The organism is Pseudomonadota bacterium, assembly GCA_039196715.1.
Taxonomy (GTDB): domain Bacteria; phylum Pseudomonadota; class Gammaproteobacteria; order CALCKW01; family CALCKW01; genus CALCKW01.
This window is the reverse complement of record JBCCUP010000014.1, coordinates 1-19250: the sequence shown is the minus strand read 5'-3', so window position 1 is coordinate 19250 and position 19250 is coordinate 1. Positions and strand designations below refer to the sequence as shown.

At 67.4% G+C, this 19250-nt stretch carries 18 protein-coding genes; 8 read left to right on the top strand and 10 right to left on the bottom strand.

The genetic code is table 11. The features are described 5' to 3' along the window. Position 1 precedes the first annotated feature (1 nt). Complete coding sequence (locus AAGA11_07230) at positions 2–673, top strand: aspartate/glutamate racemase family protein (GenBank protein MEM9602638.1); 672 nt, start codon at positions 2–4, stop codon at positions 671–673. Here AAGA11_07230 and AAGA11_07225 read toward each other — a convergent pair. Beyond that, entirely contained in the window at positions 662–2047 is a 1386-nt protein-coding gene (locus AAGA11_07225) for an FAD-linked oxidase C-terminal domain-containing protein (GenBank protein MEM9602637.1), read from the bottom strand. The two genes, AAGA11_07230 and AAGA11_07225, sit on opposite strands and share 12 nt — an antisense overlap. A 178-nt stretch (positions 2048–2225) precedes the next feature. Here AAGA11_07225 and AAGA11_07220 point away from each other — a divergent pair, with 178 nt between their 5' ends. Continuing rightward, entirely contained in the window at positions 2226–3317 is a 1092-nt protein-coding gene (locus AAGA11_07220) for an SAM-dependent methyltransferase (GenBank protein MEM9602636.1), read from the top strand. A gap of 15 nt (positions 3318–3332) precedes the next feature. Here the strand turns inward: AAGA11_07220 and AAGA11_07215 are convergent, their stop codons facing one another. Then, positions 3333–4022, bottom strand: a complete 690-nt coding sequence (locus AAGA11_07215; GenBank protein MEM9602635.1) for a YafY family protein — start codon at positions 4020–4022, stop codon at positions 3333–3335. A gap of 112 nt (positions 4023–4134) precedes the next feature. Here AAGA11_07215 and AAGA11_07210 point away from each other — a divergent pair, with 112 nt between their 5' ends. Further along, on the top strand, positions 4135–4965 hold the full coding sequence (locus AAGA11_07210) for a DMT family transporter (protein MEM9602634.1): 831 nt from the start codon (positions 4135–4137) through the stop codon (positions 4963–4965). A gap of 6 nt (positions 4966–4971) precedes the next feature. On the opposite strand, the gene AAGA11_07205 is transcribed toward AAGA11_07210, so the two are convergent. Further along, complete coding sequence (locus tag AAGA11_07205; protein ID MEM9602633.1) at positions 4972–5988, bottom strand: Ldh family oxidoreductase; 1017 nt, start codon at positions 5986–5988, stop codon at positions 4972–4974. Continuing rightward, complete coding sequence (locus AAGA11_07200; GenBank protein MEM9602632.1) at positions 5981–7213, bottom strand: peptidase M42; 1233 nt, start codon at positions 7211–7213, stop codon at positions 5981–5983. The genes AAGA11_07205 and AAGA11_07200 overlap by 8 nt, the downstream gene beginning before the upstream one ends. Positions 7214–7326: 113 nt before the next feature. Between AAGA11_07200 and tesB the strand changes: the two genes are divergently transcribed. Together tesB and AAGA11_07190 are read left to right on the top strand one after the other, a co-directional pair. Further along, a complete protein-coding gene (gene tesB / locus AAGA11_07195) occupies positions 7327–8181 on the top strand; it encodes an acyl-CoA thioesterase II (protein MEM9602631.1) in 855 nt (284 codons plus the stop codon). A 123-nt stretch (positions 8182–8304) separates the two neighbouring features. After that, positions 8305–8640, top strand: a complete 336-nt coding sequence (locus AAGA11_07190; protein ID MEM9602630.1) for a DUF2853 family protein — start codon at positions 8305–8307, stop codon at positions 8638–8640. An 80-nt stretch (positions 8641–8720) separates the two neighbouring features. Here AAGA11_07190 and AAGA11_07185 read toward each other — a convergent pair whose 3' ends face one another. The 4 genes from AAGA11_07185 to AAGA11_07170 all read right to left on the bottom strand — a co-directional run bounded on the left by AAGA11_07185 (position 8721) and on the right by AAGA11_07170 (position 14258). Next, positions 8721–9665 (bottom strand): nitronate monooxygenase family protein, encoded by a 945-nt coding sequence (locus AAGA11_07185; GenBank protein MEM9602629.1) that lies wholly within the window; start codon positions 9663–9665, stop codon positions 8721–8723. Between the two features lie 92 nt (positions 9666–9757). After that, positions 9758–11101 (bottom strand): aspartate aminotransferase family protein, encoded by a 1344-nt coding sequence (locus tag AAGA11_07180; protein MEM9602628.1) that lies wholly within the window; start codon positions 11099–11101, stop codon positions 9758–9760. Then, positions 11098–11850 carry a 3-keto-5-aminohexanoate cleavage protein gene (locus AAGA11_07175; protein MEM9602627.1) on the bottom strand — a complete coding sequence of 251 codons (753 nt, stop codon included), beginning with the start codon at positions 11848–11850 and terminating at the stop codon, positions 11098–11100. The genes AAGA11_07180 and AAGA11_07175 overlap by 4 nt, the downstream gene beginning before the upstream one ends. Next, positions 11847–14258 (bottom strand): FAD-dependent oxidoreductase, encoded by a 2412-nt coding sequence (locus tag AAGA11_07170; protein ID MEM9602626.1) that lies wholly within the window; start codon positions 14256–14258, stop codon positions 11847–11849. Before AAGA11_07170 ends, AAGA11_07175 begins: the two co-directional genes overlap by 4 nt. A 120-nt stretch (positions 14259–14378) precedes the next feature. Between AAGA11_07170 and AAGA11_07165 the strand changes: the two genes are divergently transcribed. Continuing rightward, complete coding sequence (locus tag AAGA11_07165) at positions 14379–15275, top strand: MurR/RpiR family transcriptional regulator (protein MEM9602625.1); 897 nt, start codon at positions 14379–14381, stop codon at positions 15273–15275. Positions 15276–15437: 162 nt separating this feature from the next. Further along, positions 15438–16670, top strand: a complete 1233-nt coding sequence (locus AAGA11_07160; protein ID MEM9602624.1) for a pyridoxal phosphate-dependent aminotransferase — start codon at positions 15438–15440, stop codon at positions 16668–16670. A 207-nt stretch (positions 16671–16877) separates the two neighbouring features. Here the strand turns inward: AAGA11_07160 and AAGA11_07155 are convergent, their stop codons facing one another. Next, on the bottom strand, positions 16878–17957 hold the full coding sequence (locus AAGA11_07155; protein MEM9602623.1) for a patatin-like phospholipase family protein: 1080 nt from the start codon (positions 17955–17957) through the stop codon (positions 16878–16880). A gap of 187 nt (positions 17958–18144) precedes the next feature. Between AAGA11_07155 and AAGA11_07150 the strand changes: the two genes are divergently transcribed. Continuing rightward, positions 18145–19113 carry an arginase family protein gene (locus tag AAGA11_07150; GenBank protein ID MEM9602622.1) on the top strand — a complete coding sequence of 323 codons (969 nt, stop codon included), beginning with the start codon at positions 18145–18147 and terminating at the stop codon, positions 19111–19113. On the opposite strand, the gene AAGA11_07145 is transcribed toward AAGA11_07150, so the two are convergent. After that, positions 19110–19250, bottom strand: a 141-nt coding sequence (locus tag AAGA11_07145; protein MEM9602621.1) for an integrase core domain-containing protein, incomplete at its 5' end; no start/stop codon positions are given. The genes AAGA11_07150 and AAGA11_07145 overlap by 4 nt on opposite strands.

Genomic DNA, 19250 nt, shown 5'->3' with positions numbered 1-19250 from the left:
CATGCAGTTGGTGTTCATCAACCCGAACAGCACGGCAGCCATGACCGAGCTCATCGCGCGTGAAGCACGTGCGGTGGCACGACCCACCACCCGGGTGGTTGCGCGCAACCCGGCCGGCAGCCCGCCAGCGATCGAGGGTTCAGAGGACGGGGCCGCCGCCGTGCCGCACGTGGTGGCGGAGCTGCGCACGGCGCTCGGAGCCGGGCCGGTCGACGCGGCGGTGGTCGCCTGCTTTGATGACACCGGCTTGCCCGAGCTCCGGCAGCAGTTTGCGCTGCCGGTGTTCGGCATCGGTGAGTGCGCATTTCACCTCGCGATGCTGCGCGCGCCGCGTTTTGCCGTGGTCACCACCCTGCCGATTTCGGTGCCGGTCATCGAACAGAACCTGCTGACCTACGGTTTTGCCAGCCGGTGCGCGCGCGTCTACGCGGCGAACGTCGGTGTGCTCGAGATCGAGCGCAAGCCAGCGGTGGCATTGCGCAAACTGAGCAGCCGCCTCGAGCAGGCGCGCGACGAGGACGGGGTCGGCGCCATCGTGCTCGGCTGTGCCGGCATGGCCGACATCGCGGTGCGCCTCGAGCAGCGCTACGGGCTGCCGGTGATCGACGGCGTCAAGGCCGCGGTCGCGCTGGCGGAGTCGGTGGTGCGGCTTGCACCGGCTTCACACGGCTGACGGTAACCCGTCGAGCCGGAAGATCTTGCCGGGGTTGAGGATGTTGTCGGGATCGAGCGCCTGCTTGATTGCGGCCATCATCGGCACCGCTTCACCGAGTTCGTCGCGCAGGTAGCCCTGCTTGCCCTGGCCGATGCCGTGCTCGCCCGTGCAGGTGCCGCCCATGCGGATCGCGCGCGCCGCCAGGCGTTCGACCACACCCTTGGCGCGGGCGATCTCCTCGGTGTCCGACTCGTCGAGCAACAGCAGCACGTGGAAATTGCCGTCGCCGACGTGGCCCAGGATGGGGGCCGTGAGGCGGTTGGCATCGAGGTCCTCGCGGGTCTCGGCGATGCATTCGGCCAGCCGTGAGATCGGCACACAGGCGTCGGTCGAGTGCGCGGTGCAGCCCGGTTTCAGCGCGCGTGCGGCCCAGTAGGCGTCGTGTCGCGCCTGCCACAAGCGGTTGCGCGCCTCGAGCGAGTCGGCGGTGTCGATCTGGTTGCAACCGTGGTCGGCGGCCAATTCGCCGAACTGCGCGATCTGCTCGTCGACGGTCGCGTCGCTGCCGTGGAACTCCACCAGCAGCAACGGCGCCTCGGGCAGCGTGAGACTCGAGTAGCGGTTGCAGGCTTGCACTTGCATCGGGTCGAGCAGCTCGATACGGGCGACCGGCAGGCCGAGTTGAATGGTGTCTATCACGGTCTTGCAAGCGGCATCGATGCTCGGGAAGGTCGCGCTGCCGGACACGATCCGCTCGGGGATGCCTTGCAGTCGCAAGGTGATGGCGGTCGACAGCCCCAGGGTGCCCTCGGAGCCGACCATGAGGTGAGTCAGGTCGTAGCCGGCGGCGCTCTTCTTCGCGCGCGTGCCGGTGTGCACGATCTGACCCTGCGCGTTGACCAGCTCAAGGGCGAGAACGTTCTCTCGCATCGTGCCGTAGCGCACCGCGTTGGTGCCGCTTGCGCGGGTGGCGGTCATGCCGCCGATCGAGGCGTTGGCCCCCGGGTCGATCGGAAAGAACAGGCCGGTGTCTCGCAAGGCGATATTCAATGCCTCGCGGGTGATGCCCGGTTGCACGGTCACGTTCAGGTCGGCCGCGTTGACTTCGAGCACCTTGTCCATGCGGCTGAAGTCGATGCAGACGCCGCCCTCGGGCGCGTTCAGCTGCCCTTCCAGCGAGGTGCCGACGCCGAACGGGATGATCGGGCAGCGGTGTTCGGCGCACACGGCAACCGTGTGTTGAACGTCCTCGGCCGACTCGGCAAAGACCACCAGATCCGGCAGTTGCGGCGCAATCCAGGTGGTGGTGTGGGCGTGTTGCTCGCGCTGGGAGGTGCCCGTGCTTGCGCGCGCGCCGAAGTGGGCTGTCAGGGCAGCCACCGCTGCCGGAATGTCGCGTGTCACCTGCTGTCCTCCGGGTCGCTTCGGGGTCGGGGGAACCGCATGGTAAGCGCTGTCGCGGCGATGACCAACCCGGACGCGCGGGGGCGGCGGCGCACGGACGGGCGCCTGTCAAACCTTGCTGCGCTGGGTGGGCAGTGCGCACAATGCGCGCATCAGGGAGCACGCAATGGCCAAGAAACAGGCAGACAACATCACCATGGCCGCCGGCGGTACCTACTCGCTGGCGACGCGCGGTGCGAAGGACGTGATCGACCGGGCCACGCCCCGGGTGCTGGCGGCGGTGGGTGCGCTGGCGTTGTCGCCGACGAGCACGCGCTTTGCCATGGCAGACATGGGCTGTGCCGACGGCGGCACCTCGCTCGACATGGTCTCGGCTGTGCTCGATGCGGTGCAGCACACGGCGCCCGCTGTGCAGTCGACCGTGGTGTATGCAGACCAGCCTCACAACGACTTCAACGCCCTGGTGCACATGGCGCATGGCCTCGGCCCGTTCGACAGCTGGTCGCAGCGTCTGGCCAACGTCTGGCCACTGGTGTCGGGCTCGTCCTTCTACCTGCAGGCCGTGCCGGATGCCACGCTGGACTTCGTGTTCTCGGCCACGGCGATGCACTGGTTGTCCGAAAAGCCCTGCGACATCCAGGAGCACGTCCACATGGTGGGCGCGTCCAGCGCCGAGCTGGATGCGTTTTCAGCCCAGGCCGATACGGACTGGTCGACAATTTTGCAGCACCGGAACGCCGAACTCCGACCGGGTGGGCGCGCCGTGTTCGTGAATTTCTGCCGCGATTCGGCGGGGCACTACCTCGGCAACACCGGTGGTGTGAACATGTTCGACACCTTGCGGGACATCTGGCGGGAATTCGTCGCCGACGGTGTCATCAACGCCGAGGAGCTCGCGCGGATGACGCTGCCCCAGTACTACCGCACGGTTGACGAATTCGCCAGGCCGTTCGAATCGGGGGCCGTTCCCGGTATGCAGCTCGAGTCCATCGAGACCGCCCACGTAGCGTGCCCGTACGCGGCGCAGTTTCAACTCGACGGCGACCTCGAGACCTTCGCCGCCGGTCTGGTGGGCACGGTTCGCAGTTGGAACCAGAGCACCTTTCTCGGGGCGCTCGACGGCAGCCGGTCATGGGACGAACGGCAGGCCATTATCGAGGACTACTACGAAGCCTACCGTGTACGGGTACTCGACGACCCGACCGGTCACGGCATGGACTACGTGCACGCCTACATGACGGTGGTCAAGACGGCGTGACACGGTCGCGCCAGCTCAGTGCAACGAGCCAACGCGCCTCGGGTTGTCGCGTTGCACGGCGTGCCAGCGGGCGCGCAAGCGCGGCCCCTCGCCGGGAAAACGGGTCTGGCAGCGACGCAGCGCGGTGATGCGGTCGAGTCGGAAATGCCTGAAGTCGCTGCGCAGGTGGCACCAGGCGGCTAGCACCGTTACGTCGATGTAGTAGATCACCGCAACCGGCCGTAACCGGCGCGTGCTCGTCAGACCTTGCTCGTCGGTGTAGTCGATATCGATTTCGCACTCGTCGTCGATGGCCTCGCGCAACGCACAGGGCGAGGCGGTGGCGGGGAAGAGCGGTGACCAGGTTGAGGTGTGCAGCACTGGGTCCACGAGGGAATCGGTGCACGGCAGCTTCTGGCGCAGCCGGTCGGCGGTGCGCACGAGGCCGCAGTCGCCTGTGCGCGCGAGCAGCCGCAGCGCGAGGTCGAGCGCCTGTTGCTCCTCTGTCGTGAGCTTGACCGGGGCGAGATCGTAGCTCGGCAACAGGCGGTAGCCGACACCCGGCTCGCTGGCGATCGGCGTGCCGCTGCGCTGTAACCGCTGGATATCGCGGTACACCGTTCGCACCGAGACGCCGAGTGAGGCTGCGATGTCGCTGGCCGTGGTCGGCCCCCGGCGGCGGCGCAACAGTTGGATCAGGCTGAACAGCCGGTCCACGGTGGCCATGGCGTGTCCTCGTGGGTCTGACGTATCCACCCTACCACCCCACCCCTGCCAACACGCTGTCAGGGGTGTGTCGGCATGCTTGCTCGCTCGTCGGGCAGCGCGGGGAAGGGCGGTGAGTACAGGGGTGTCGGTGGCGTGGCTGGTTGCGTCGGCTGTGGCCTTCAGCAGTGCGGGGGTGTTCGTGCGCTTGGCGGCGCTGGACGGGCCGGACGTGGTCTGGTGGCGCAGCGCGTTCTCGGTGGTGTTGCTCGGACTCTGGCTGGGTGCCCGCGGGCAGATTGGCCAGGAAGTGCGGATGGGGTGGCCCGGCCTCGCCATCGCCGGGGTCTCCGCGCTCGGCACGGCGGCCTTCATCCCGAGTTTTCTGCACACGTCGATTGCCAACGTCGCGGTCATCTGGGCGACGGCGCCTTTTGTCGCGGGGGCGCTCGCCTGGCTCTGGTTGCGCACGCCGCCGTCCCGGTCACTGTTGCTTGGCAGTGCGCTGAGCCTGGTCGGGGCGGCGAGTGTGGTCTCGGGCTCGTTGACCACCGGCGGCCTCCTGGGTGACGCACTCGCCGCGGTCATGACGGTGTGCATGGCGGTGGTGATCTGCCTGTATCGACGCTGGCCAGCAACCCCGGTGGCCGGGCCGACCTGGCTGGCGTCGCTGTTGCTGGTGGGGGCCTTCGCGCCGGTGGCGTCGGTGACCGCGACGCCGTGGAGCGCGATTGCCGTGCTCGCGGCGTTTGCGGCGGTGTTCCTGTTCGCCTCGATCGCGTTGATGATTGGCGCGCGCGGCCTGCACCCGGCCCACACCAGTCTGCTGAGTGCACTCGAAACCCCGATCGCGCCGGCGCTGGCCTGGTGGCTACTCGCCGAAGTGCCGACCACGGCAACCGTGCTGGGCGGTGGCCTGATCGTTGTCGCCGTGATGCTCGCCTCGTGCGCCGAGCGCGGGTGACCGGACTCAGGTGTCGGCGTACGCGGTCAGCTGGTCGTGCAGGGCCGCTGGAATGCGAATACCCTCGGCCTGCGTGCGCACGCGCGCGGTGCGACGGCGGTCGCCCGGCAAGCGGGTGCCGGGTTGCTCGAGGATGGCTGCGAACAGCTGTTCCGCGTGCGCCTGGCGCGCGGCGAGGTCGCCGTTGCCGAAACGGGCCGGGTCGATGGCGAGCAGGAATTCCCCGCCGAACGGCGCGCCGGTGTTGTGCGTGTCACGCGCGGACGACTCGAAGCTGAACAGGTCCCCGATCATCGCGCCCGCCAGCAACTCGACCATCAAGGCGATTGACGCCCCCTTGTGGCCGCCGAACGGCAACTGCGCGCCGGCGAGCGCCGCGGCCGGGTCGGTGGTGGGCTTGCCGTCCGCGTCGATCGCCCAACCCGGTGGTATCGGTTTGCCGTCGCGCAGGTGCAGCTGGATCTCGCCACGGGCCGAGACGCTCGAGGCCTGATCGAACACCAGTGGCGGTTGATCGCCGCGCGGCCAGGCAAACGCCATCGGGTTGGTGCCGTAGAGCGGCTTGGTGCCGCCCGCCGGTGCGACAAAGGCGTTGGCGGCCGTGAAGGCCATTGCCACCAGGCCCTCGGTCGCGAGGGTTTCCACCTCTGGCCACAGCGCGGCGATGTTGTAGGCGTTGTTGATCGCGAGCGCGGCGATGCCTTGCGCGCGCGCGGTGTCGCGCAACGCGGGCAATCCGACTTGCAGGGCCAGTGGGCAAAAGCCGCTGGCCGCGTCCACCCGCACCAGCGCGGGCGCGGGCTGGCTCAGCACCGGTTTTGCCTTGGCGTCGGTGCCGGGGTTGGCGAGCGCGTTGACGTAGAACGGGACCCGAAACAGCCCGTGCGAGGTGCACCCGTCGCGCTCGGCTGCCGTGATCGTTGCGGCGATCGCGTCGGCCTGGGCAGTGGAAAACCCCTGGTGCTGCAGGGCCGACGTGGCGAGCGCGTGGCAGGCCTCGAGGCTGAGGTTGACCTCAGTCATCGGTGAGGCTGTGGTGCGCGAGTGCCGTCGCCTGGTCCAGCCGCGCATGGCCACGGCGAAACCCGTCAGCGAGGTCGGTTTCGCCGTCGAGTGCCAGCAGCGTGTTGGCAATCACGTGTATCGCCGCGAGCACGTCGCCGGTGTGACCGCTCTCGGAGATGGTGTGCATGTTCCGGATCGGAAAACCGATCGAGGTGGCAGCGCAGTCGACGCTGGCCAGCACACCCGCCATGCCGTCGGTGCCGGTGTCCCGGCCGGCGACGTCCATCTGGAACGGGATGCCGTGTGTCCTGGCGGTGTCCTGGATACGGCGGTTGAGTTGCTCGCTGACGATCGCCCCGGTGCTGAGCGTGAAGCCGCCGCCCATCTTGAGCGGCTGCATGTTCCGGTCACCGATGTTCGGTGCCGCGTCGAAGTCGTGGTCGACGTCGACCGCAATCAGCGCGTCCGGGCGCAGCTCACCGGCCAGTACGCGGCTGCCGAAGCGGCCGATTTCCTCGTGGCTTGCACAGGCGTAGAGGCAGCGCACGTTCTCGGTGCCGCCGGCCTCGGCGACCACCCGCGCGACTTCGGCGGTGACGAAACACCCGAGGCCGTTATCGAGGTAGGCGCCGTAGAAGGTGTCGGGTGCGAAGCCCGGCTTGATCGGCCGATCGAGCAACAGCACGTCGCCCACGCGAACACCGAGCGCCTCGACCTGCTTCTTGCGGTCGGCGCCGTGCAACTGCAACTCGAGGTAGAGCTGCGTTGGCTTGATGCCGCGCTCCCCGGTGCGGTGCGCCGCCTCGGAAAAGTGAATGGCGCCGAGCGCTTCGATCGTGCCCCCGCGAATGCGCCGGTAGCTCCCCGGGGCCTCGGGATCCTCACTGAAGAGCACGGCCTCGTGGCCGAGCAGCGTGCAGGGCAGGAAGGAGTCACTGTTGATCCAGATTTTGCCGTCCGCGCCGATTTTTCGCACCTGCAGGCGGATCTTGTCGGCGTGGCCGCAGATCATCACGCTGAACAGGTCGTCGCGGCCGGGGTGGCTGTCCCAGACCACGCCCGCGTTGCCGACAAATTGGTGCATCGCCCACCCTGCCGGCATGAACCGGTCAAACTGCGGCTGCAACACGCCGAGCGTCATCGCGCCTTCGAATCCCACGGGGCTGGGTGCGCCGATGATGTCGCGCATGAGCTCGAACTGCGCGTCGGGCATGGGTTGGGTCCAGGGCGTTTCGGTCGGCATCGGGTTTCTCCAGAACACGTGGTTGGAAGTATATGTCAGGCCGCGTGCCAACCCCGTCCGCCGTGACGGTGGGCTGCTAACATGGCGGTGTGTTCGACCACGCGAGCGTGCTCATGACCGACGGTGCAGGCCTGGTAGCGTTGCTGACCTTGGAACCGCTTGAGACCAATTTGTTTCGTGGTCAGAGCGAGGACATCGGCAGCCCCCAGGTGTTTGGCGGTCAGGTGTTGGGCCAGGCCCTCGCTGCCGCTCAGGGCACGGTGGACGACGCCTTTTGTGCGCACTCGCTGCACGCCTACTTCATTCTGCCCGGCGATTTCCACAAGCCCATCGTCTACCACGTCGACATGACCCGCGACGGAGGCAGCTTTGTCACGCGCCGTGTGCGCGCAATCCAGAACGGCCGGGACATCTTCATTCTGTCCGCCTCGTTCCAGGTCGAGCAGGCCGGCCATGACCACCAGATCGACATGCCCGATGTGCCCGGCCCGGACACCCTGAGACCGGTGGAGGATATCCTGGCCGAGTACGCCGCCGCCTGGCCCGAGGGCGCGCGCCGGCACCTGCTGCGATCACGGCCGATCGAGTTCCGCGCGAGCCACGTCAATGACCCGTTCAACCCGCAATCCGAGGCGCCCTACAGCAACATCTGGTTGCGCAGCAAGATCGATCTCGGGGACAACCATGCATTTCACCAGTGTGTGCTGGCCTACGCCTCGGATTACAATCTGCTCATGACGGCGTTGAATCCGCACGCCGAAAAAGCCAACTTGCGCAACACCAAAATCGCAAGTTTGGACCACGCGATGTGGTTCCATCGCCCCTTTCGTGCCGACCAATGGTTGCTGTACGCAATGGACAGCCCGAGCGCGTCGGGTGCGCGCGGCTTCTGTCGCGGCAGCCTGTTCGACGAGCAGGGGCGGCTGGTGGCGTCGGTGGTCCAGGAGGGGCTGCTGCGCCCGCGCTGAGTCTCGGTGCGTGCCCGAGTGTCAGAACCCTGTCACGACTTTGCCTTTTTGTGATGGATCGGCACCTAACACGGTGCTAGTCTCTTGAGCAAGTAGCACGTCAATTGTGATAGCGGAGGGTGTATGTCTAAGTTTGATGAAGTTGTGGATCAGTGCAAGGCGCAGATGGACAGCTGTGGCATCGATTGCGACGAGGCGCTGCTGAAGTCGATTTGCAAGTCGCTCGGCCCGTCGATTTACAACAAGGATTCACTGCTGGTAGCAGCCGGTGACAAGGGCGAAGTGGACAACATCAAGGACCGCCTGATCGCCAAGAAGCTCGGTGTCGACGGGTCCGCAGCCGATGCGGCCGTGGCACACGCGGTGGACAAGATCGGTTCGTCGAACCGCCAGAAGCTGCGCCCGGTGTTCTATTACCTGATCGTCAAGCACCTCGGCAAAGAAGCCGTCTACGGCTGACTGTGTCCAGGCCGGTCGGGCTGTGAGCAGCCCGACCTCCGCTGCGCTGCACGCGGCGGCGCGCGTCCCCTTGGGTTGAATCAGGCCAGCGCAGCCCGGCGGGCAGCGTATTCGGCCTCGAGCTCCGCCACGAGCTCGCCTGTCGGCCGGGTTGCCGACACCCGGCCGATACCCTGGCCGCAGCCCCAGATGTCTTTCCACGCCTTGCGGTCGGTGCCGAAATTCATGTTGCTCGGGTCGCTTTCGGGCAAGTTGTCGGGGTCGAGCCCCGCCTGCTCGATCGACGTGCGCAGGTAGTTGCCGTGCACCCCGGTAAAGAGGTTGGTGTAGACGATGTCGTCGGCAGTGCCGTCGACAACCGCGTTTTTGTACGCGTCGGTGGCGTTCGCCTCGTCGGTGGCGATGAACGGCGAGCCGATGTAGGCAAGGTCGGCGCCCATGGCCTGCGCCGCGAGCACCGCGCCGCCCGTGGCGATCGACCCCGAGAGCACCAGCGGCCCGTCGAACCAGCTTCGGATTTCCTGAACCAGCGCGAAGGGTGACAGGGTGCCGGCGTGGCCGCCCGCCCCCCAGGCCACCGCGATCAGGCCATCAGCGCCTTTCTCGACGGCCTTGCGTGCGAAGCGGTTGTTGATGATGTCATGCAACGTGATGCCGCCGTAGCTGTGCACCGCAGCGTTGATTTCTTCCCGTGCACCGAGGCTCGTGATGACGATCGGAGCCTTGTACTTTGCGACGATCTCCATGTCCGCTTCGAGGCGGCTGTTGGAGCGGTGCACGATCTGGTTGACCGCGAAGGGGGCGGCTGGGCGATCGGGGTTGGCGCGGTCGTGCGCCTCGAGCGCCTCGGTGATCTCGGCCAACCACTCGTCGAGCATGGATTGAGGCCGCGCATTGAGCGCCGGGAAGGAGCCGACGATACCGGCCTTGCATTGTTCGATGACAAGCTTCGGGTTGGAGATGATGAAAAGCGGCGATCCGATGACCGGGATGCGCAAGGTGTCGAAAACGGCGGGCAGCGTCATGGTCTGAGAGCGTGGGAGTCGGCCCGACAGTGTATCGCAGATCGGCCACGGCGCCCGCGAATTGCGCGGCGCCGGGCAGTCGGCAATTGGCTTCAGCTCGCCGTCTGATCGAGCCCCGCGATGGCGGTGTCGATGGCACGATGAACGCGTTCTGCAACGAGTTCCATGTCGGTACGCGAGGCGACGAAGGGGGGCGCGAGGAGAATGTGGTCACCCCGCTTGCCGTCGCGGGTGCCGCCCATCGGGTAGCAGATCAAGCCGGATTCGAAGGCGGTGCGCTTGATGCGGGCGGCGAGGCCCGACGTGCCTGCAAACGGGCGCTTGGTGTCGCGGTCGGCGACCAGTTCGATGCCTCGAAACAGGCCGCGGCCACGGATGTCGCCGACGTGCGGGTGCTGGCCGAGGCGCTGACACAAGACGGTGTGCAGGTGGTCGCCGAGCCCGTTGACCTCGTCGACCAGAGCCCGGTCGAGGATCTCGTTCAACACCGCGAGGCCCGCCGCGGTCGCAACCGGGTGCCCGAGGTAGGTGTGACCGTGCTGAAACGCACCGCTGCCGGCGGCGATCGCGGCGTACACGGCGTCGGTGCAGAGCGTTGCACCGATTGGCTGGTAGCCCGCGCCGAGTCCCTTTGCGATGCAGACGATATCGGCCTCGATGCCGTCGGCGGCGTGTGCAAACAGGTGACCGGTGCGCCCCATGCCACACATCACTTCGTCGAGGATCAACAGCACGCCGTGGTGGTCGCAGATCTCGCGGATGCGTTTGAAGTAGCCCGGCAGTGCCGTCACCGCGCCAAGGGTCGCACCCACGACCGGCTCGGCGACAAAGGCCATGACCCGATCGGAACCGAGCCGCACGATTTCGGTGTCGAGTTCACCTGCAACGCGTTCGACGTAGGCCTCGATCGTCTCGCCTTCGGCGCAGTCGGCGTACGCGTAGCACGGTGCGATGTGCGAAACGGGGGTCAGCAGCGGCTCGAAGGGCGCGCGCCGCCAGGCGTTGCCACCGGTGGCGAGCGCACCGAGCGTGTTGCCGTGGTAGCTCTGTCGCCGGGCGATGACGTGCTGCCGCTCCGGTTCGCCGTTCTCGATGTGGTACTGGCGTGCCAGCTTGAGCGCCGCCTCGACGGCCTCGGATCCGCCCGAAACGAAATACACGCGGTCGAGCCGGCCGGGGGCGTTGGCGATCAGCAGCTCCGCCAGTCGCTCGGTCGGCTCGCTCGAGAAGAAGCCGGTGTGGGCAAAGGCCAAGGCGTCGACCTGCGCCTTGATGGCCTCGCGCACCCGCGTGTTGCTGTGGCCGAGGCAGGAGACGGCGGCGCCGCCCGACCCGTCAAAGTAGCGCTTGCCGCTCTGATCGACGAGCCAACAGCCGTCACCGGCAGCCGCGATCGGGTAGTCGGTGTGGCAGTGGCGAGGGAAGACGTGGCTCATGCGTTGGGTTCCTGGTGGGCATCGAGAGCTCTGCGCAAGGCGGCAACCGATTCGGCGTTGTCGGTCCAGCGGTGGCCGCCACCGCGTCCCAGACTGTTTTCGAAACCGACGCGGACGTCGCCACCGGCGCGGTGGGTCGCCACCAGGCAGTCGTGCTCGCGGTCGCCGAACGCGCACACCATCCAGCGGCCGGCGCCCGGCAGCGTGCTGCGCGCTGCGACGCTGGCCGGGTCACCCTGTTCACCCGTGGTGTAGTGGCCCAGCACGTGGATCACGCTGTTCTGCTCGCCGTCGACCACGCCGCGTGACCACCACCGGGCGAGCTGCGCCGCACACGCCGGGCTGTACAGAATGTGTTGAACCTCGGTGCCCTGGTCAATACAGGCACGGTACAAGCGGTCGGCAACGCTGTCGTCCGCGGCGATCTCGCGCACCGAGACACTTGCCCAGGCCGGCGCCAGGTCGAGCAGGCAGGCGAGCTGCTCGGACGGTGAGAAGACCCCGGCCGACTCCGTGGTGATCTGCACCCGCAACGACGGCGCGCGCTCGGCCAGTGCGGCCAGGGTGTCCCGGTAGCGCCCGGTGTCGAGCGAGTGGCTACCGTCGTCCTCGCGCACGTGCACGTGCACGGCGTCGGCACCCGCTGCAGCACAGGCCGCGGCGGTGTCGGCGACCGCCTCGGCGGTGACCGGCAGTGCCGGGTGATCGGATGTCTGGCGGCGTGCGCCGTTGGGGGCAACCATGATCATGGTGTGTTGTACTCTCGCAGTCGGTGGCCGTCGGGGTCGAAGGCCGCGTGTGTCAGCACGCGGGCAGGAAAGCGTTCACCGGCGATGTCGACATCGACGCGGTCCGGGTCACCGCTGTCAGCGCGCATCAGCGCCAGCGCTATCGGTGCGTTGATGCGGTGGCCGAAGCCCGCCGAGGTCGTCTGCCCGATGATCCGATCACCGTGCACGACCGGTTCGTGGCCAATGGGCACGGCGTGGTCGTTGTCGAACACCAGCGTGCGCAGCCGCGTGGCGACAGTGCCCGCTGCTGCCACCGCCTCGGCGCCGAGGTAGCCGCCCGACGCGCGGCAGGCGAACCCCAGCCCGACCTCGGCCGGTATCGTATCGCTGTCGAGTTCGTGGCCAACGGCACAGAAGCCCTTCTCGATTCGCATGGCGGTTTGCGCAAAGAGGCCGGCCGGGGCCGCGCCCGCGTCCCGCAGGGCGCTGTAGACCGCGACGGCGTCCGCCTCGGCGCAGCTGATCTCCACGCCCGCCTCGCCCACGTAGGACAGGCGGGCCAGGGTCACGGGCCGGCCGGCAAGGGTGTCGGGTGCAAATTTGAAGTAGCCGAGTCCCGGCACGGTGGTGGCGCCGAGCTGCCGAGCGAGGGCGATGGCCTGTGGGCCGCTCAGGCTGAACAGCGCGTGCTCGTGGGTGACGTCGCGGACCTGGACATCCCTGCCCACCGCGGCGTCCCGGGCCAGCGCGACGGCCTTGCGCGTGACCTGGGTGCCGACGAGCAGGCGGTAGTGGTCTGTGGTGAGCCGATGCACCGTCAGGTCGAGTTCGATTGTGCCGCCCGCGTTCAGCATGAGGTTGTAGCTGAGCGAACCGGGCGGCCGAGTGACGGCGCCGCTGCACAGCCTCGCCACCACCTGTGCCGCGTCGGTGCCGCTGATGTCGATCTTGCCAAAGCAACTGGCGTCGAACACCGCTGCCCGAGTGTGGGCCGCGTCGACTTCGCGTGCGACCCGGGCGAACCAGTCCGGCCGAGTGAACCGCAAGCGTGGCTCTGCCTGCTTGCCGAAAAAGAGCGGCCGCTCCCAGTGCCCGGTCTGGCCGAAGTGTGCCCGGTCGGCGCGGTGGTGGTCGTGCGCCGGCAAGGTCTGGATGCCGCGTGCCGTGCGGAATTGCGTGCCGGGGTAGGCGATGTCGTAGTGCGTGCCGAGCACCTCGGGCGCGCGCGCCATCAGGTGTTCGAGCGAATCGAAGGTGGGGTCGAAGCGCCGGGCGTCGGTGTCGGCGAGGTCGTAGGCGGTGTGGCCGTTGACGATGCAGTGCGCGAGGTGCATACCTGCACCGCCTCCGCTCGCGATCCCGACCGAATTCATACCACAGCCGAGAAACAGTCCGCGCGTCTCGGCGGTCTCGCCGAGCATGAAACTGCCGTCGGGTGTGAAGCTCTCCGGCCCGTTTAGCAACAACTTGACCTCCGCGTGTTCGAGCGGGGGGAGTCGGTTGAGTGCGTTGACCATCATCGGCTCGAAGTGTTCCCAGTCCTCCTGCAGGAGCTCGAAGCCCACCTCGCCGGACAGGCGTGTCGGGTCGAGGGCACGCGCGTGTGGCTCGAAGCACCCGACCAGCAAGCCGCCGGAGTCGTCGCGGATGTACAGGTGGTTGTCGTGGTCAGACAGGGTTGGCATGTTGCCGGTGATGCCGTCGACCGGTTTGGTCAACAGGTAGAAATGCTCGCAGGCGAGCAGCGGGGCGTGGCTGTCGGCCATCCGCGCCAGCTCGCGTGACCAGAGTCCGGCGCAGAGCGCGACAGCGTCGCACCGCAGCGTGCCCCGGTCTGTCTCCAGGCCGCGAATGCGACCGCTGGTTGTGTGCACGCCGGTGACGGCGGTGTGTTCGAACACCCGTGCGCCAAGCGCCTTGGCCGCCTTCACCAGCGCGGCGCACACGTCGCTCGGTGAGACGCGCCCATCATCCGGGGACCACACCGCGCCGAGCACGTCGTCGGCCCGCATCAGTGGCCAGCGCTCGAGCGCGTCTGCTGTCGAGATTGCCTGCGCCCGCACACCGAACAGCTGCGCGAGACTCGCCTGTCGCCGGATGTGGGTGAGCCTGTCCGGTGTGGTCGCGAGCGACAGCGAGCCTTTCTGAATCCAGCCCACGCTCTGGCCGGTCTCGGCCTCGAGCTGCGCGTAGAGGTCGACCGAATACTGGATCATGCGCGTGAGGTTCTGCGAATGCCGCAGCGCGCGCACCTGGGCCGCCGAATGCCAGGTCGTGCCAGACGTCAGTTCGTTGCGTTCGACGAGCACCGCGTCGGTGACGCCGAGCTTGGCCAGGTGGTAGAGCGTCGAACACCCCATGATACCGCCGCCGACGACGACAACCGACGCGTGCGAGGGCAGCTCGATCGAAGAGGGGGTGGCCATGGCAGGGCGCCCGCAGCGGAGATGTGACGAGATGGTGGTCGGAAATCACAGATGGTTCAAGTAGGGGTTTAAATAACTTATGTTATGTCGCTCTTGTGCCGCGAGACCCCGAGAGATCCGATGGACCCGTCCCTGCGCCACCGCATTCTGTCCCGACTGCACGCGGAGCTTGGCGCGTTCACGCCGCGCCTGCGCCAGGTCGCAAGCTACATCATCGACAACCCGGTGGACTTCGGTCTCGACTCGGTTCGCCAGACCGCCAGCCGCTGCGGCGTGAGCACCTACACCCTCGTGCGCATGGCGAAGCACCTTGGTTTCGACAGTTTCGACGCGTTGCGCGAGCCGTTTCGACGGGCCTTGTCGGCCCGCGACGACGGCGGGGGTACACCGCAATGGCTGCTGGCACTGCACCGGCGAGACGCCCTCGGTGCGGTCCAGGCCGACGCGTCCGAAAACGGCCTGTCGAATGTGCGTCATGCCTTGCAGACGCTGTCGTCTGCCGAGACGGTGGCCCTGATCGACCTGCTGATGGGGGCGAGGCGGGTGTACATCACCGCGGTGCGGGCGACCTACGCGCTCGCCTACTATTTTCATTACGTCGGCCGCATGGCGTTGCCACACTTGCAACTGATCCCCAGTGGCATGAACAGCGCGGTGGACGAGCTGACTGACGCGGGCAGCGACGACGTGCTCATCGCGATGTGCTTCAACCCCTATTCACGCGAGACCGTTGAGGCGTGTCGCTTCGCACGCGAACGCGGCGTGCAACTGGTGCTGCTCTCGGACTCGTCGGTGGCGCTGGCTGAACTGGAACCCGCGCACACGCTGACGGCTGCGGTGCAGTCGACACACCACTTTGCCTGCTTCGCCGGGCCCATGGCGATGCTCGACACGCTGCTGGCGTTGCTGATGGCGCGTGGCGGCGCGCCGGCTGCGGCTCGGGCGCGCGACTACGAGGCGGTCAGGGCGGCGAGCAACGCCTACTGGCGCACCGGAAAAAACACACTTTTTTTCTGATTGGCACCTGCGCAACACGGCTGCGCTTCGGCGCCCGCGCAGGTGCAGCAGTCCGGAGATGCGAAACACCGCCGATTGCGCGCGCGCGTCCCGAAGCGGGCGGCGCGGTCCGGGTACGCCCTGCTACCATGGGTGCACTTTCACGTTCAGATGTGCGCTGCCATGGCCTCCTCCCTCTTTGCTGACCGCTGTCAAAGCCAACTGCTTTCAAGTGTGCAGCCCTCGGCGACCGTGGCGCTGACCGCGTTGGCGGCGCAACGCAAGGCGGAAGGTCAGGACATCATCGCGCTCGGTGCCGGAGAGCCTGACTTCAACACCCCGCAGCACATTCAGGACGCGGCGCTCGCCGCCATGCAAGCCGGCCACACCCGCTACACGACGGCCGACGGCATCGCCGAGCTCAAGGCGGCGATCTGCAGCAAGTTCGAGCGGGAGAACGGCCTGAGCTACGCGCCGGAAAACATCTCCGTGGGCACCGGTGGCAAGCAGGTGCTGTTCAACGCCCTGGTCGCGACGCTCAACCCGGGTGACGAGGTGATCGTGCCGTCGCCCTACTGGGTCAGCTACCCCGACATCGCGCGGCTCGGGCAGGCCACGCCTGTGATCGTGCCCGGCTCGCTTGAGCAAGGTTTCAAGATCACGGCCGCGCAACTCGCTGCCGCGATCACCGACAACACCAAGTGGTTCATCTTCAACTCGCCCTCGAACCCGAGCGGTGCGGTCTACTCGCGGGCCGAGATCGACGCGCTCGCCGAGGTGGTCCGGGCCCACCCCCATGTCGGCTGGCTCTGCGACGACATCTACGAGCACATCGTCTACGCGCCGGCCACGTTCGCAACGCCGGCGCAGGTGGCCCCGGATCTGATCGACCGCATCTTCATCGTCAACGGGGTGTCCAAGTCCTACGCCATGACCGGTTGGCGCATCGGCTACGGTGCCGGACCGGTGCACGTGATCAACGCGATGCGCAAGCTTCAGAGCCAGTCGACCACCAACCCCTGTTCGATCAGCCAGTACGCGTCGTTGGCGGCGCTTGAGGGTCCGCAGGACTACATCAGCGAATCGCGCGCGGCCTTCCTGCGCCGCCGAGATCAGGTCTGTCGCGACCTCGACGCCTGCCCGGGGCTGGTCTGCCCGGTGCCGGACGGCGCCTTTTACGTGTATGTGTCGCTCGCGGGCTGCCTCGGCAAGCGCAGCGCGGGCGGCGCCCTGATTGACAGTGACGAGGCCTTCGTCAAAGCCCTGCTCAACGAGCACGGGGTGGCGATCGTGCACGGCGCGGCCTTCGGCCTCTCGCCGTGTTTCCGCTTGTCTTACGCCGCAGCCGACGACACCCTCGTGGAAGCGTGTCGCCGCATTCGCGCGTTCTGCGATGGACTGCATGCCTATGGTTAGTGCCGCGCTGCTGCGCACGGTCTGCGCACGCCGATCACACGCTGCCGAGGCAGCAGGGCTGCGACTGCTATGAGCGTGTCGACCGAGGTGGTGATCCGGCCGGACTTCTACGTCGCTGCGACGGCGTCGGCGGACGAGTTGGACGCGCTGATGAACCAGTTGCTCGGTGCGTTGCAGCTCGGTTGACGGCGTCCGTCGGCTGTTCGGCTAGGGGGCGTCGTCCGGCAGGCCGATCACCTCGCCAAAGCGCGCGTTGTCGAAGTGCACGGTGTCCTGCACGCCGATATGGGCGTAGTGCCGGTCGAGCCACGCCGCCATGGTCTCTCGGCCGCGGTCGCGCAACATCACGAGAAAATCCCAATCCGAATCGAATTTGCTCGCCACGGACAAGTCGCAGAGGGCCGCGTCGGCGCGCACCGAATGCAGCAGCACGTTCTTGAACTGCGCCCGGTACTCGTCCTTGAGCATGTCGGCGTCCAGCAGGCGTTTGACGAAGGCGATGGCGCGCATCTCCTTCAGCAGCGAGGCGTTGAAGCTGATCTCGTTGACGCGGTTCATGATGTCGGGGGCCGTGCGCGGTGTATCGGCGCGTTCCATCGGGTTGATGTGCACGACGACGATGTCGCGGGCCTGGGTCTTGTAGAACAGCGGGAAAAGGGCGGGGTTGCCCATGTAGCCGCCGTCCCAGTAGTCCTCGCCGTCGATGGTGACCGCCTTGAACAGGTAGGGCAGGCAAGCGGACGCCATCGCGACGTCCAGCGTGATCTCGTCGGTCGGGAAGACTTTCACCTTGCCGGTGCGCACGCTGGTCGCGCTGATGAAGAGCTGGGTGCGCTGGCAGCGGCGCAGCGCTTCGAAATCGACGGTCTCGGCCAACACGTCGCGCAACGGGTTCACGTCGAAGGGGTTGAGCTGGTACGGCGACCACATGCGGGTCATCGAGTCGAACAGGAAGAACGCCACCGAGGTGTCCATGTTCCACGACAGCTGTTTTTCCCACGGCAGGCGTTTCACCGGGCTGTAGAGTTGGCCGGCGCGGTGCACGCGCCACCAGAAATCGTGCAGCGTCTCGCGGGCGCGATCCGGCCCGCCCTGCAAGTCGCCGTAGGCCAGTGCGCAGGCGTTCATGGTGCCGGCGGACGTGGCGCACAGGGCCTCGATGCCGAGGCGACCGTCTTCGAGCAGCTTGTCGAGCACACCCCAGGCAAATGCGCCGTGTGCACCGCCGCCCTGCAGGCCGAGGTTGATGACCTTGTCGTGACAGGAAGCCGGTTTGGAAGCTGACATGGGCGGTACGTGTGGCGGGCGACAACGGCGCGTGGGGCAACGGGAGTGACGAGCACAGTTCGGACCGCCTCGGGACCCGAGCGGTTCCGGCGCGCAGCATAGCAACCCCTGCCTGCGGTATGGTGCGGGGTCCGTGAAAGGCAACGCCGAGCCGGCTGCAGCCTGCGGACCCGGAGACTGTCACCGCATGAGCAGCAAACCCGACCTGGCTGCGTTGTTCGGGGCCACCGAGGCCAGCACTTTTCTCGGTTTGCCGGCGTGTGACGACCTCGATGCGCTCGACGCGTCTTCGGCGTACATCGGTGCACCGTGCGCGACGCCGTACGCTTCGGTGGGGGCGTACGCGCAGGGCGGGCCGGCCTCCCTGCGGCGGGCCATCGCCTCGCTGACCGCCAACGTCGATCGCCACAACTTCGATCTCGGTGGGCCGACCTTCCCGAGCGGCACCCGGCGGGCGGTCGACTGCGGGGACCTGCCCTGGAGCGATGTGGATTTCGCCGGCAACCGGGCCACCATCCGCGATGCGGTGTCACGGGTAGCGCGACAGGGTGTCGTGCCGATGGTCGTCGGCGGCGACGACTCGGTGCCGATCCCGATGCTCGATGCCCTGGGTGACACCGGTTCGCGTTACACGGTGCTGCAGATTGACGCCCACATCGACTGGCGCGAGAGCCACATGGGCGAGTCGCTCGGGTTGTCCTCAACCATGCGACGCGCGTCCGAGATGGCCCACATCGAGCACATCATCCAGGTCGGGGCGCGCGGTATCGGCTCGGGTCACAGCTCGGATGTCGACGACGCGCTCGCGTGGGGTGTGCGCTTTTTCACCGGCCCCGAGATCCACCGACACGGCGTGCAGCCAGCGCTGGACCGGATCGCACCGGGCGCCGAGGTCATCCTGTGCATCGACATCGACGCCCTGGACCCGTCCATCGCGCCGAACACAATCGGCCGCACGCCCGGTGGCCTGAGCTACTACCAGGTGCTCGAACTCGTCATGGGCGCGGCGACTCGGGGTCGGATTGCCGCCGTCGACGTGGTGGAGATCATGCCGGAGGTGGACATCGACGGCATTGGCGGCCTGACCGTGTCGCGGCTGGTCGCGGCCATCATGGGCGTCATCGCCCGCCAGCAGGCCGGGCTGCCGACGAACTAGCTGTGTATAGCCAGTAGGTTGTTCACATCGATACCGAGTCGGGTGATGGGTTGTTGGTAGCCGAGACTGGCGTGCGGGCGGTGCCAGTTGTAGCGGTGGAGCCAGTGAGGGAGTGCACGTGCCCGTTGGTCTGAGTT

What these genes read in the sequence shown, in the direction of transcription:
- AAGA11_07230 (MEM9602638.1), top strand. Translation starts at nt 2, where the DNA reads ATGCAGTTGGTGTTCATCAACCCGAACAGCACGGCAGCCATGACCGAG.
- AAGA11_07220 (MEM9602636.1), top strand. Translation starts at nt 2,226, where the DNA reads ATGGCCAAGAAACAGGCAGACAACATCACCATGGCCGCCGGCGGTACC.
- AAGA11_07215 (MEM9602635.1), bottom strand. Translation starts at nt 4,022, where the DNA reads ATGGCCACCGTGGACCGGCTGTTCAGCCTGATCCAACTGTTGCGCCGC.
- AAGA11_07205 (MEM9602633.1), bottom strand. Translation starts at nt 5,988, where the DNA reads ATGACTGAGGTCAACCTCAGCCTCGAGGCCTGCCACGCGCTCGCCACG.
- AAGA11_07200 (MEM9602632.1), bottom strand. Translation starts at nt 7,213, where the DNA reads ATGCCGACCGAAACGCCCTGGACCCAACCCATGCCCGACGCGCAGTTC.
- tesB (MEM9602631.1), top strand. Translation starts at nt 7,327, where the DNA reads ATGACCGACGGTGCAGGCCTGGTAGCGTTGCTGACCTTGGAACCGCTT.
- AAGA11_07190 (MEM9602630.1), top strand. Translation starts at nt 8,305, where the DNA reads ATGTCTAAGTTTGATGAAGTTGTGGATCAGTGCAAGGCGCAGATGGAC.
- AAGA11_07185 (MEM9602629.1), bottom strand. Translation starts at nt 9,665, where the DNA reads ATGACGCTGCCCGCCGTTTTCGACACCTTGCGCATCCCGGTCATCGGA.
- AAGA11_07180 (MEM9602628.1), bottom strand. Translation starts at nt 11,101, where the DNA reads ATGAGCCACGTCTTCCCTCGCCACTGCCACACCGACTACCCGATCGCG.
- AAGA11_07175 (MEM9602627.1), bottom strand. Translation starts at nt 11,850, where the DNA reads ATGATCATGGTTGCCCCCAACGGCGCACGCCGCCAGACATCCGATCAC.
- AAGA11_07170 (MEM9602626.1), bottom strand. Translation starts at nt 14,258, where the DNA reads ATGGCCACCCCCTCTTCGATCGAGCTGCCCTCGCACGCGTCGGTTGTC.
- AAGA11_07165 (MEM9602625.1), top strand. Translation starts at nt 14,379, where the DNA reads ATGGACCCGTCCCTGCGCCACCGCATTCTGTCCCGACTGCACGCGGAG.
- AAGA11_07160 (MEM9602624.1), top strand. Translation starts at nt 15,438, where the DNA reads ATGGCCTCCTCCCTCTTTGCTGACCGCTGTCAAAGCCAACTGCTTTCA.
- AAGA11_07155 (MEM9602623.1), bottom strand. Translation starts at nt 17,957, where the DNA reads ATGTCAGCTTCCAAACCGGCTTCCTGTCACGACAAGGTCATCAACCTC.
- AAGA11_07150 (MEM9602622.1), top strand. Translation starts at nt 18,145, where the DNA reads ATGAGCAGCAAACCCGACCTGGCTGCGTTGTTCGGGGCCACCGAGGCC.